The sequence below is a fragment of the Halomonas pelophila genome (assembly GCF_040196315.1).
Taxonomy (GTDB): Bacteria; Pseudomonadota; Gammaproteobacteria; order Pseudomonadales; family Halomonadaceae; genus Halomonas; species Halomonas pelophila.
On record NZ_JBEGCI010000013.1, the window covers coordinates 93629 to 106131 of the forward strand.

A 12503-nucleotide genomic window follows, 5' to 3' on the forward strand; every position below is an offset into this window, starting at 1 on the left:
GGCGAAGGCTCCGCGCGCTTAGCGGCGCTGCAGCTGGTCGAGCCGGCCGCCGCTGGCGAAGTGGGTCTCCATGGCCACGTCCCAGCCGCCGAAGACGTCTTCCACCTTCAGAAGCTCCGTCTCGGGGAACTGGTCGGCGAACTCCGCCACCACGGTCTCGTCATGCACCCGATAGTTGAAGCCGGCCAGCAGCCGCTGGGTGTCCTCGGCGTAGAGGAACTCGAGGTAGTCGCGGGCCAGCTCGAGGGTGTCGTTGCGCTCGGCGTTCTCCTCGACCACGGCCACCGGGAACTCGGCCAGGATGCTGACCGGCGGCACGATCACCTCGTAGTCGTCGCTGCCGTACTCCTGGCGGATGTTGTTGACCTCGGACTCGAAGCTGATCAGCACGTCGCCGATGCCGCGCTCGATGAAGCTGGTGGTGGCGCCGCGGCCGCCGGTGTCGAAGACCTTGACGTTGCCGAGGAAGTCGCGCATGAACGTCGTCACCCGCTCCTCGTCGCCGTCGAAGGCGCGCTCGGCGGCGCCCCAGGCGGCGAGGTAGGTGTAGCGGCCGTTGCCGGAGGTCTTGGGGTTGGGGAACACCAGCTCGACGCCCTCGGCGGCCAGGTCGTCCCAGCTCTCGATGCCCAGGGGGTTGCCCTTGCGCACCAGGAAGGCGGTGGTGGAGTAGTAGGGCGAGGCGTTGTTGGGCAGCTGCTGCTGCCAGTCCTTGGCGACCAGGCCGGCATCGGCCAGCACCTGGACGTCGGTGACCTGGTTGTAGGTGACCACGTCGGCACGCAGGCCCTGGAGGATCGCACGGGCCTGGGCCGAGGAGCCGCCGTGGGACTGCTTGATGGTCAGGGTGTCGTCGTGCGTCGCTTCCCAGTGATCCTTGAAGGCCGGGTTGACGGTCGCGAAGAGCTCCCGGGCGATGTCATAGGAGGAGTTGAGCAGTTCGCGCTCCTCGGCCATGACCGGGGCCACCACGCCCAGGGCAATGGCGGAGACGACGAGGGTGCGGCGGAAGAGGGGCAGCGGCGACATGGTGACTCCTTGGGGCGACGGTTTCCTTAGAAGGTCAAGGTAAACAGCGCGCAATGGAATTACAATGCCATCTTTTATTCTATTTAAGAATTAATGTATCCGTCGACGCTAAAATGCCGGCGCCCTCGGTGAGGCCGAGGGCGCCGGGGTGGTGCGGGGGACGTGAAGTGGTCTGCCTGGGGCTATTTCGGGCCTAGAGCCCCATGGCGGAGGAGGTGGAGCGCCGCGGGTCGGCGCCCCCGTAGAAGCGACCGTCCTCGATCACGATCGACTGGGCGGCGCCCATTGCCGACTCCTGGCTGATGGTGTGGCCCTTGCCCTCGAGCAGTTCCAGGGTGTCAGGGCTGAAGCCGGCCTCGATGCGCAGCTCGTCGGGCAGCCACTGGTGGTGGATGCGCGGGGCGCTGACCGCCGACTGGATGTTCATGTCGTGGTCGATGACGTTCATCAGCACCTGCAGGGTGGTGGTGATGATCCGCGAGCCGCCGGGGCTGCCGGTGATCAGGAAGTTCTTGCCGTCCTGCTTGACGATGGTCGGCGTCATCGACGACAGCATGCGCTTGCCGGGCTCGATCTTGTTGGCCGCGCCGCCGATCAGGCCGTAGGCGTTGGGTACGCCGGGCTTGGCGGAGAAGTCGTCCATCTCGTTGTTGAGCAGGAAGCCGGCGCCCGCGACGGCGATCCCCGAGCCGTAGCTGAAGTTGATGGTGTAGGTGTTGGAGACCGCCAGGCCGTCGTCGTCGGCGATGGAGAAGTGGGTGGTCTCGTTGGACTCGTAGGGCAGCGGGTTGCCGGGGGCGATCTCCTCGCTCGGCGTGACGCGATCCATGGCGATCTCGGCGCGCAGCTCGTCGGCATAGCCCTCGGAGGTGATGCCCTCGAGCGGCACGTCGACGAAGTCGGTGTCGCCCAGGTACTCCGAGCGGTCGGCGTAGGCACGCTTCATCGCCTCGGCCATCAGGTGCATGGTATTGGCGGCGCCGAAGCCCATGTCGCCGATGTCGTAGGCCTCGAGGATATTGAGCATCTGCACGATGTGCGCGCCACCGGAGGAGGGCGGGCTCATGGCGTAGACGTCGTAGCCGCGGTAGTTGCCGTGGCTCGGTTCGCGGATCACCGGCTGGTAACCGGCCAGGTCCTCGCGGGTGATTAGGCCGTCGTGGCGCTCCATCTCGGCGACGATCAGCTCGGCGGTCTCGCCCTCGTAGAACTCGCGGGCGCCCTGCTCGGCGATGCGCTTGAGGGTCGCCGCCAGGTCCGGCTGGCGGAAGGTGTCGCCGACCTCATAGGGGCTGCCGTCCTCCTTGAAGAACATTGCCTTGGTCGAGTCCCACTGGGTCAGGCGCTCGCTGGTCGCGCTCACCCCGTCGACGAAGCGCTGGGGCACCGCGAAGCCCTCCTCGGCGAGCCGGATCGCCGGCGCCAGGGCCTCGGCGAGGCTCAGGGTGCCGTACTCCTCCAGCGCCAGGGCCAGCCCCGCCACGGTGCCTGGCACGCCGGCGGCGCGATGGGTGAAGCGCGACCATTCGGAGACGGCGTTGCCGTCCTCGTCCTGGAACATGGTTTCGGTGGCGGCCGCGGGGGCCTCCTCCCGGTAGTCGATGGCGATGACCTCGTCGCTGCCCTCGTCGGAGATCAGCATGAAGCCGCCGCCGCCGATGTTGCCCGAGCGGGGCTGGGTGACGGCCAGCGCGAAGCCCGCGGTGACGGCGGCGTCCACGGCGTTGCCCCCGGCGGCGAGCACATCGTGGGCGACCCGGGAGGCCAGGAAGTGGCTGGTCGCCACCATGCCCTCGGCGCCCTCCTGGGGTTGGAAGCGCTCGCCTTCGAGGATGGCCGGCTGGGCGAGCAGCGGTGGGGCGAAGAGCAGCGTGCCGGCCAGCAGGCCGGCACTCAAAGGATGCGACAGGCAGCGGGTCATCATCGGGTTTCTCCGTTGAAGGTGGGGCGTGCCCTGATCACTATCGGCCGGGTGTGGCGAACCTGCAAGCCATACGGCGGGGGGCGAGATGCTGCTAGAATGCCGCCCATCGTGCCTCTCGACTCTTACAGGAACCGATCGTCGCCATGACCGACTCCCGACTCGATTTCCAGCTTGCGCCCTCGATTCTCTCCGCCGATTTCGCCCGCCTGGGCGAGGAGGTGGACGATGTGCTGGCGTCCGGCGCGGACATCGTCCACTTCGACGTGATGGACAATCACTTCGTGCCCAACCTGACCATCGGGCCGATGGTCTGCGAGGCCTTGCGTAAGCACGGCGTGACCGCGCCCATCGATGCCCACCTGATGGTCAGGCCGGTGGATCGGCTGATCGGCGACTTCATCGATGCCGGGGCCAGCTACATCACCTTCCACCCGGAGGCCTCCGATCACATCGATCGCTCCCTGCAGCTGATCCGCGACGGCGGCTGCAAGGCGGGCCTGGTGTTCAACCCGGCCACGCCGCTCTCCTTCCTCAACTACGTGATGGACAAGGTCGACATGATCCTGCTGATGAGCGTCAACCCGGGCTTCGGCGGCCAGTCGTTCATCCCCGGTACCCTCGACAAGTTGCGCGAGGTGCGCCGCCGCATCGATGCCTCGGGGCGTCCGATCCGCCTGGAGGTCGACGGCGGGGTCAAGGTCGACAACATCGCCGAGATCGCCCGTGCCGGCGCGGACACCTTCGTCGCCGGCTCGGCCGTGTTCAAGGCGCGCAACGCGGCCGACCCGCACCGCTACGACGGGGTGATCGGCGACTTCCGTCGGGCCCTGGCCGGCGCCTGAGGCGGCCCGATGAGCGCCGCCGATGCGCCGCCCCCGGCCGCCGAGCGCCTCTGGTACCTGTACCTGGTCGAGACCGCGGCGGGGGCGCTCTATACCGGGATCTCCACCGACGTCGACCGACGCCTGGCCGAGCATCGTGCCGGCCGCGGCGCCAAGGCGCTGCGTGGCAAGGGGCCGCTTACGTTGGTGCATCGCGAATGCGTCGGCGAGCACGGCGCGGCGCTGCGCCAGGAAGCCGCCGTCAAGCGCCTGAGCGCCGCGGCGAAACGGCAGTGGCTGGCCCGGCGCCGGGCCGGCGAATGATCACCATGGACGCGGGGCGCGGCCTCGCCAGCACAGGGAGCACCGAATGAATAGCCAATGGCTCAGTGATTTCGTCCAGATGCAGGGCACCAACTTCGTGATCAACCTGGTGGCGGCCGCCGCCATCTTCGTGGTCGGGCGCTGGGCGGCGAATCTCGTGCACCGGCTCTCGCTCAAGGCCATGCAGCGCGGCAAGGTCGATCCGCTGCTGGTCAAGTTTCTGGGCAATATCCTCTATGCCCTGCTGCTGGCCTTCGTGGTGCTGGCGGCGATCAGCCAGGTCGGTATCCAGACCACCTCGTTGATCGCGGTGATCGGTGCCGCCGGCCTGGCCATCGGCCTCGCCCTCCAGGGATCGCTGGCAAACTTCGCCGCCGGGGTGCTGGTGATCATCTTTCGCCCCTACAAGATCGGCGACTACGTCGAGGCGGGCGGCGTGGCCGGGGTGATCGAGGACGTGCAGATCTTCACCACCGAGCTCAAGACCGGCGATAACCGCAAGATCATCGTGCCCAACGGCCAGATGATGAGCGGCGCCATCACCAACGTCTCGGCTCACGACACCCGTCGGGTCGACCTGGCGGTGGGGGTCGGCTACGAGGCCGACATCGACACCGTGCGTCGCGTGCTGCAAGGCGTGGTGGCCGACGACTCCCGGGTGCTGGTTGATCCCGCGCCGAACATCCGCATGAGCGCCATGGGCGACTCCAGCGTGACCTGGATCGTGCGCCCCTGGGTCAGCGCCGGCGACTACTGGGACGTCCACTGGGAGATGACCGAGGAGATCAAGCGTCGCTTCGATCGCGAGGGCATCAGCATTCCCTTTCCCCAGCGCGACGTGCACGTCTATCACCACGGTGACGCCTCGGGAGGGCTCGGCGAGCGCTGAGCCTCTCACCTTAAAACGACACGGGCCCCGGCCTTGGCTGGGGCCCGTGTCGTTTATGGTCATGGTATATCGAAAGCAATAGCTCCCAGCGATAAGCCCCGGAGTGCCGGACCATCGCGAGGGCGCTGTGAACCCTTCCCTGGGCGCTACCGACGCCATCCATGGCGTAGGACCCTCGCTGCGCCTTATCCCTGGTACTCATCTCTTGGGCATTGAGTTATCAATTTTTAGTGCAGCTTCAGGCGCGGCTTCAAGAAGCGGTTGAGCCCGTCGACCACGACCATCAGGCCGGTCTTCAGAGTGCCGTGGATGGCGCGCTGGTGCATGCGATAGAGCGAGGCGTAGAAGAACTTCGCCAGGTGCCCCTCGATGAACAGGCTGCGCGCCGAGGCGCCGCGCATCAGGCTGCCGATGGCGTCGAAGTGCGCCAGCGAGATCAGCGAACCGCGGTCCCGGTAGACGAAGGACTTGAGCGGCTTGTCGGCGAGCTGGGCCTGCAGGTTGTGGTACAGGGTGGCGACCTGCTGATGGGCGGCCTGGGCACGCGGCGGCACCGTGCTGCCGTCTGACTGCGGGCAGCTGGCGCAGTCTCCCAGGGCGAACACCCGGGAATCCTCAATACTCTGCAGGGTCTCGTGGACCTTGAGCCGGTGGTTCTTCTCCGTCGGCAGGCCCAGTTCCGATAGCAGGGCCGGCGCCTTGATGCCCGCCGCCCAGACGCCGAGATCGATCTCGATGCGTGCGCCGTCGGCGGTATGGATCGCCGCGGCCTCCACCTGGGTCACGCGGGTCTCGGCATGGATCTTCACCCCCAGCCGTTCGAGCTCCCGGTGTACCGCCTCGCTGATGCGTTCCGGCAGCGCCGGCAGGACCCGCGGCGCGGCCTCGATCAGGTGCACCTCGAGCCGGTCGCTGTCCAGGGAAGTGACTCCGTAGCTGTGCAGCATCCGCGAGGCCTCGTGGAGCTCCGCGGCGAGCTCGACCCCCGTGGCGCCGGCGCCGACGATGCCCACCGCCATGCGCGCCGGCCGCTCGCGGCGCGGGTCGTTGTGGCGCAGGAAGGTGTTGAGCATCTCCTGGCGAAAAGCCTCAGCCTGGTGGGGGCTGTCGAGGAAGTGGCAGTGCTCGCCGACGCCGGGGGTGTCGAAGTCGTTGCTGACGCTGCCCAGCGCCAGCACCAGCTGGTCGTAGGCGAGCTCCCGGGCGGGCAGCACCTCATCGCCGGCGTCATCGAGCACCGGGGCGAGCGTCAGGGTGCGGGCCTCGCGGTCGATGCCGCTCAGGGTGCCGCGCTGGAACCGATAGCCGTGAAGGCTCGAGTGCGCCTGGTAGGAGATCTCGTCCAGTCCCGAGTCCAGCGCCCCGGTGGCGACCTCATGCAGCAGCGGCTTCCAGATGTGGGTGGCGTTGCGGTCGACCAGCACGATCTCGGCGCGGCCGCGCTTGCCCAGCTTGCGGCCGAGCCGGGTGACCAGCTCGAGGCCGCCGGCGCCCCCGCCGACCACGACGATTCTTGGCAGGTTCATGTCACTCTCCCGAAAGGTTGAGGCTCCAGCATAAGCCTCCGCCGATTTCCTGCCCATGGCCGCTCCGGCATAATGGGCCTTCGACTCACCCGACGAGAGGCGTCATGCACCCCATCCTCAACGACATTCGACTGGTGGCCTTAGACCTGGACGGCACCCTGGTCGATTCCGTGCCGGACCTGGCCGTGGCGGCCGATGCCGCCCTGGCGGAGCTCGGCCTGGCGCCCCAGGGCGAGGCCCGGGTGCGCGACTGGGTGGGCAACGGCTCGCTCACGCTGATGGCGCGCTCGCTCGAGGGGGCGCAGGGCGAGGCGCCGGACGAGGCGCTGCTGGCGCGTGCCCACCGGGGCTTTCTCGATCACTACGGCCGCGCGCCCTGCACCCACACTCGGCTCTATCCCGGGGCGCGGGAGGCGCTGGCGGCCCTTGCCGCGCGCGGGCTGCCCCTGGCGCTGGTGACCAACAAGCCGAGCGCCTTCATCGCGCCGCTCCTCGACGCCTTCGAGCTGACGCCTTACTTCGCGCTCTGCCTGGGGGGCGACAGCCTGGCGGCGAAGAAGCCCGACCCGGCGCCGCTGTTGCACGTGGCGGCGCACTTCGACGTGGCACCCTCGGCCTGCCTGATGGTCGGCGACTCGCGCCACGACATCGAGGCCGGCCGCGCCGCGGGCTTTCGCACCCTGGCGGTCCCCTACGGCTACAATCACGGCGAACCGGTGGCGCTGAGCCGCCCGGATGGCACGGTTGAATCGCTTGCGGAACTCGTTTAGGGTGATTTTGTTCGGGCTATAATGAGCCTGATAACGATAGTTTTTTGTTATAACGGATCTCGCGATCTCCTCCGATGGACACCCCATGACGCTGGATGCCCCCGCCCGCCGCTCTACTGACCGCCTCCTCTCGCGCCCCGGCCTGATCGGCGGCTGGCGATGGTGACGCTCGCCTGACCGGGCGCCCCAGGCGGCGTCCTCCCCCCGAACACCAGTGTCTTTCTCTCCACCGCGAGGACCCGGGCATGATGACCCCCGAGCGCTTTCATGAGCTGGCCGATGCCGGCTACAACCGTATTCCGGTCACCCGCGAGGTGCTGGCCGACCTCGATACCCCGCTCTCGACCTACCTGAAGCTCGCCGACGCGCCCTGGACCTTCCTGCTCGAGTCCGTGCAGGGCGGCGAGAAGTGGGGGCGCTACTCGATCATCGGCCTGCCGTGCCGCGAGCGCATCGAGGTGCGCGGCTTCACCGTCCGCCATATCGTCGACGACCAGCAGCAGGGCGCCGTGGAGGTGGAGGATCCCCTCGTGTGGATCGAGCGCTTCCAGGCCCGCTTCAAGGTGCCGCGCCTGGACGACCAGCCGCGCTTCGACGGCGGCCTGGTGGGCTACTTCGGCTACGAGACCATCCGCTACATCGAGCCGCGCCTGCGCGGCCCCCGGGTCGAGGCCAAGGCCGATCCGCTGGACGTGCCGGACATCCTGCTGATGGTCTGCAACGACCTGGTGGTGTTCGACAACCTCTCCGGGCGGCTGGCCCTCTGGACCCACGCCGACCCGGCCGAGGACGCCGCCTACGCGCGGGCCGTGGAGCGCCTGGAGCGCCTCGAGATGCGCCTGCGCAGCGCCACCCACAACACTGTCAGCCCCGGCACGGGCCGCGCGGCGGTAGAGGAGGGCGACTTCACCTCGGGCTTCACCGAAGAGGGCTTCAAGGCGGCGGTGGAGCAGATCAAGGAGTACGTGCTGGCCGGCGACGTCATGCAGTGCGTGCCCTCCCAGCGCATGTCGATCCCCTACCGGGCCGCGCCGCTGGACCTCTATCGCGCCCTGCGCAGTCTCAATCCGTCGCCCTACATGTTCTACCTGAACCTGGGCGATCACCAGGTGGCCGGCTCCTCGCCGGAGATCCTTACGCGTCTGGAGGACGGCGAGGTCACCGTGCGTCCCATCGCCGGCACCCGCAAGCGCGGCCATAGCGAGGAGGAGGATCGGGCGCTGGAGGCCGAGCTGCTCAATGATCCCAAGGAGCTCGCAGAACACCTGATGCTGATCGACCTGGGGCGCAACGACGTAGGGCGCATCAGCGAGACCGGCTCGGTGACGGTGACCGACCAGATGGTGGTGGAGCGCTACTCCCACGTGATGCACATCGTCTCCAACGTCGTCGGGCGCCTGAAGCCGGGGCTCTCCGCCATGGACGTGCTGCGCGCCACCTTCCCGGCGGGCACCGTCTCCGGCGCCCCCAAGATCCGCGCGCTGGAGATCATCGACGAGGTGGAGCCGGTCAAGCGCGGCGTCTACTCCGGCGCCGTGGGCTACCTCTCCTGGCACGGCAACATGGACACCGCCATCGCCATCCGCACCGCGGTGATCAAGGACGGCCAGCTGCACGTCCAGGCCGGCGCGGGCATCGTCGCCGACTCGGTGCCAGAGATGGAGTGGCAGGAGACCCTCAACAAGGGCCGTGCCCTGTTCCGCGCCGTGGCCATGGCCGAGCGCGGCCTGGACAACCTCGAGTGACCCCTGATTCCTGTCGTCCGGCCCTGGCCGGGCGAATGCCGGAGAGCGCACCATGTCCGTGCTGATGATCGACAATTACGACAGCTTCACCTTCAACGTGGTCCAGTACCTCGGGGAGCTGGGCGCCGAGGTGGCGACCCACCGCAACGACGCCATCACCCTGGAGGAGATCGAGGCGCTGGCGCCGAGTCACCTGGTGATCTCCCCGGGCCCCTGTACCCCCGACCAAGCGGGCATCTCCATGGCCGCCATCCGCCGCTTCGCCGGCCGCATCCCGGTGCTCGGCGTCTGCCTGGGCCACCAGTCGATCGGCCAGGTCTATGGTGGTCGGGTCGTGCGCGCCCCCCAGGTGATGCACGGCAAGACCTCGCGGATCCGCCACCGGGGTCAGGGTGTGTTCGAGGGCCTCGAGGATCCGCTGGAGGTGACGCGCTACCACTCGCTGGTGGTGGAGCGCGAGGGCCTGCCCGACTGCCTGGAGGTCACCGCCTGGTGCGACGAGGACGACGTCACCCCCCGGCTGATCATGGGGCTTCGCCACCGCACGCTGGATGTGGAGGGCGTGCAGTTCCACCCCGAGTCTATCCTCACCCGCCAGGGCCATGAGCTCCTGGCCAACTTCCTGAAACGTCGCCCGACGGCGCCGCTGGACCGTGCCTGATTCGAGGAGAACCATGATGCAGATGCGAGAGGCCATCGGCGCGGTGATGCGCCGCGAGAACCTGAGCTTCGATGAGACCCACGCCGTGATGCGCCAGATCATGACCGGCGAAGCCAGCGAGCCGCAGATCGCCGCCTTCCTGATGGGCATGGCGATGAAGGGCGAGACCGCCGAAGAGATCAGCGCCGCCGCCCAGGTGATGCGCGAGCTGATGTCCCCGGTGCGGCTCACCGCCGACAACGTGGTCGACATCGTCGGCACCGGCGGCGACGGAGCGAATCTGTTCAACGTCTCCACGGCGGCGAGCTTCGTGGTGGCCGCCGGCGGCGCGCATGTCGCCAAGCACGGCAACCGCGGCGTCTCCTCCTCTTCGGGCAGCGCCGACCTGTTCGCCGTGGCGGGCATCCACCTGGACCTCGATGCCGCTCAGGTCGGGCGCTGCATCGAGCAGGTGGGCGTCGGCTTCATGTTCGCCCCCAACCACCACCCCGCCATGCGCTACGCCGTGGCGCCGCGCCGCGAGATGGGCGTGCGCACCCTGTTCAACATCCTTGGGCCGCTGACCAATCCGGCCGGTGCGCCCAACCAGGTGCTCGGCGTCTACGCCCCCGAGCTGGTGCCGCTGATGGCCGAGGTGCTGCGCCGCCTGGGCAGCGAGCACGTGCTGGTGGTGCATGCCGAGGACGGCCTGGACGAGATCTCGCTGGCTCAGCCGACTCTGGTCGCCGAGCTCAAGGACGGTGAGATTCGCGAGTACACCATCACCCCCGAAGAGTTCGGGATCGAGCGCCAATCGCTCGACCCGCTGCGCGTCAAGACCGCCGAGGACAGCCTGCGGCTGGTCGAGCAGGCGCTGGTGGGCGAGGGGCCCGCCGCCGACATCGTCGCGCTCAACGCAGGCGCCGCGCTCTACGCTGCCGGGGTCGCCGATACCCTCAAGGAGGGCGTCGCCATGGCCCAGGATGCCCAGGCCTCGAAGCTGCCGCTGGAGAAGCTCAAGGAGCTTGCCAACTTCACCCGCGTGTTCAACCAGTGAGGCCCGACATGACCGACGCATCCGCCCTGCCGACCATCCTCGAGCGCATCCTGTCCCGCAAGGAAGAGGAGGTGGCCGAGCGCTCGCGCGCCGTTTCCGAGCAGTCTCTCCTGCGCCTGGCCGCCGAGCAGGACGCCCCGCGAGGCTTCGTCGCCGCCCTCGACCGGCGGATCCGCGCCGGCGATCCGGCGGTGATCGCCGAGATCAAGAAGGCCTCGCCCTCCAAGGGCGTGATGCGCGAGGACTTCCGGCCCGGTGAGATCGCCGCGAGCTACGCCGAGGGCGGGGCCGCCTGCCTCTCGGTGTTGACGGACGCCGACTTTTTCCAGGGCCACGAGGACGACCTGATCGAGGCGCGCGCGGCCTGCGACCTGCCGGTGATCCGCAAGGACTTCATCACCCAGGGCTACCAGGTGAGCGAGGCGCGGGCCATCGGCGCGGACTGCATCCTGCTGATCGTCGCCGCCCTGGACGATGCCCGACTGGCGGACCTTCACCGCCAGGCCGTCGAACTCGGCATGGACGTGCTGGTGGAGGTCCACGACGCCCTCGAGCTCGAGCGGGCCCTCAAGCTCGACCTCGCCCTGGTGGGCATCAACAACCGCGACCTGCACACCTTCGATACCCGCCTCGAGACCACCCTGGAGCTGCTGCCGCGTATACCGGCCGGCGTCACCGTGGTCACCGAGTCCGGCATCCACCGCCGCGATGACGTGCTGCGCATGCGCGAGCACGACGTCAACGCCTTCCTGGTGGGCGAGGCCTTCGTGCGCGAGGCCGAGCCCGGCGAGGCGCTGCGCCGGCTTTTCTTCTGATCCCTCGCGTGTAAGAACGAGCGACAACGGGCAGCCTAGGCTGCCCGTTGTCGTTTTCTACATCGTGAGCGGCTCAGAAGCCGAGCTCGAGCCCCGCGAACCAGGTGGTACCAGGCGCCGGCTCGTAGTAGCGCCCTCCGAAGGCATTGATGCGCACCTTCTCGTTGTAGTCCTCGTCCAGCAGGTTGCGGATACCGACCTGTAGCCCGAGTCGCGAGGCGCCAGGTGTCGCCAGCGCGCAGGTTGGCCAGCCAGTGGCTGGGAATCTGCACCTGGTTGGCGTTGTCGGCGTAGAAGGAGCCTGTGTACTGGGCTTCCAAGGTGGTGAAGCGCTCGCCGCTGCCGTACCAGGTCAGGCGGTTCATCCACAGCCGGCTAGGCAGCCCGGGCACCGAAGCCCCGGACGGCGATCCGCTGGCCCTGGGCGAAGTTGTCTCGGTTCTGCAGGAAGACACCGGGAACCGTCACCAGGGACTCATCCAGGCGAATACCCTGCTGGCCCCTCTGGATATCCTCCCGGGTCAGCGGCCGGGGTATCGTAGAGGTCGCGGGCGAGTCACGGGGCCGTCACCGTGATGGTGGGCAAGGCCGCGCTGCCGGAGGGTTCTCCATTGCCCACCAGGCTGTCGAGGCCATCGGGTGCCTGTGCCCAGGAGAGGGGACCCCAGCAGGCCAGCAGCAGCGTGAAACGATTTGCCATGGGCTCATCCCGTTCACGGGTACGGCTTCAGCGTAGCGCCGGGACGGCCCGTCGGCTCAGCGCTGGAACAGCCACAGTATGGTGGAGACGACGAGACTGACCAGAATCATGGTGGTGATCGGGACGTAGACGGTGACGTGTTCGCGGCGGATCACGATGTCCCCGGGGAGGTGACCGAAGGGCAGCCTCGAAAGCCAGGGCCAGAGCAGGCCCGCGGCGACGATCAGCAGTCCGACGAGAATCAGGGTGCGGTTCATGGATGC

12 protein-coding genes and 1 pseudogene are annotated in these 12503 nt (G+C 68.3%); 8 read left to right on the plus strand and 5 right to left on the minus strand.

What is annotated here, in order from left to right; genetic code table 11:
• Window positions 1–18: 18 nt before the first annotated feature.
• Together cysP and ggt are read right to left on the minus strand one after the other, a co-directional pair.
• On the minus strand, window positions 19–1029 hold the full coding sequence (cysP, locus tag ABE957_RS14590; protein ID WP_349759385.1) for a thiosulfate ABC transporter substrate-binding protein CysP: 1011 nt from the start codon (window positions 1027–1029) through the stop codon (window positions 19–21).
• Window positions 1030–1222: 193 nt separating this feature from the next.
• A complete protein-coding gene (ggt, locus tag ABE957_RS14595) occupies window positions 1223–2953 on the minus strand; it encodes a gamma-glutamyltransferase (protein ID WP_349759387.1) in 1731 nt (576 codons plus the stop codon).
• 143 nt (window positions 2954–3096) lie between these two features.
• Here ggt and rpe point away from each other — a divergent pair, with 143 nt between their 5' ends.
• The 3 genes from rpe to ABE957_RS14610 are packed head-to-tail and all read left to right on the plus strand — an operon-like array spanning window position 3097 to window position 4987.
• Window positions 3097–3795 (plus strand): ribulose-phosphate 3-epimerase, encoded by a 699-nt coding sequence (gene rpe / locus ABE957_RS14600; protein WP_349759388.1) that lies wholly within the window; start codon window positions 3097–3099, stop codon window positions 3793–3795.
• A gap of 9 nt (window positions 3796–3804) precedes the next feature.
• Window positions 3805–4098: a GIY-YIG nuclease family protein gene (locus ABE957_RS14605; protein WP_349759389.1), complete on the plus strand. Its 294-nt coding sequence runs from the start codon at window positions 3805–3807 to the stop codon at window positions 4096–4098.
• A 46-nt stretch (window positions 4099–4144) separates the two neighbouring features.
• Window positions 4145–4987 carry a mechanosensitive ion channel family protein gene (locus ABE957_RS14610; protein WP_349759390.1) on the plus strand — a complete coding sequence of 281 codons (843 nt, stop codon included), beginning with the start codon at window positions 4145–4147 and terminating at the stop codon, window positions 4985–4987.
• 227 nt (window positions 4988–5214) lie between these two features.
• Here the strand turns inward: ABE957_RS14610 and ABE957_RS14615 are convergent, their stop codons facing one another.
• On the minus strand, window positions 5215–6513 hold the full coding sequence (locus tag ABE957_RS14615) for an NAD(P)/FAD-dependent oxidoreductase (RefSeq protein ID WP_349759391.1): 1299 nt from the start codon (window positions 6511–6513) through the stop codon (window positions 5215–5217).
• A 104-nt stretch (window positions 6514–6617) separates the two neighbouring features.
• Between ABE957_RS14615 and ABE957_RS14620 the strand changes: the two genes are divergently transcribed.
• The 5 genes from ABE957_RS14620 to trpC all read left to right on the plus strand — a co-directional run bounded on the left by ABE957_RS14620 (window position 6618) and on the right by trpC (window position 11540).
• A complete protein-coding gene (locus ABE957_RS14620) occupies window positions 6618–7283 on the plus strand; it encodes a phosphoglycolate phosphatase (protein WP_349759392.1) in 666 nt (221 codons plus the stop codon).
• A 248-nt stretch (window positions 7284–7531) separates the two neighbouring features.
• Complete coding sequence (gene trpE / locus ABE957_RS14625; RefSeq protein WP_349759415.1) at window positions 7532–9028, plus strand: anthranilate synthase component I; 1497 nt, start codon at window positions 7532–7534, stop codon at window positions 9026–9028.
• A gap of 52 nt (window positions 9029–9080) precedes the next feature.
• Window positions 9081–9689, plus strand: a complete 609-nt coding sequence (locus tag ABE957_RS14630) for an anthranilate synthase component II (protein WP_349759393.1) — start codon at window positions 9081–9083, stop codon at window positions 9687–9689.
• Window positions 9690–9705: 16 nt separating this feature from the next.
• A complete protein-coding gene (gene trpD / locus ABE957_RS14635) occupies window positions 9706–10725 on the plus strand; it encodes an anthranilate phosphoribosyltransferase (protein WP_349759416.1) in 1020 nt (339 codons plus the stop codon).
• 8 nt (window positions 10726–10733) lie between these two features.
• Window positions 10734–11540, plus strand: a complete 807-nt coding sequence (gene trpC, locus ABE957_RS14640) for an indole-3-glycerol phosphate synthase TrpC (RefSeq protein WP_349759394.1) — start codon at window positions 10734–10736, stop codon at window positions 11538–11540.
• A 381-nt stretch (window positions 11541–11921) separates the two neighbouring features.
• On the opposite strand, the pseudogene ABE957_RS18175 reads toward trpC, so the two are convergent.
• A pseudogene (locus ABE957_RS18175) lies at window positions 11922–12240 on the minus strand (hypothetical protein); the annotation flags it as partial.
• 56 nt (window positions 12241–12296) lie between these two features.
• Window positions 12297–12497, minus strand: coding sequence for a DUF2905 domain-containing protein (locus ABE957_RS14655; protein WP_349759396.1), 201 nt, complete (start codon window positions 12495–12497; stop codon window positions 12297–12299).
• Between the last annotated feature and the right edge of the window lie 6 nt (window positions 12498–12503).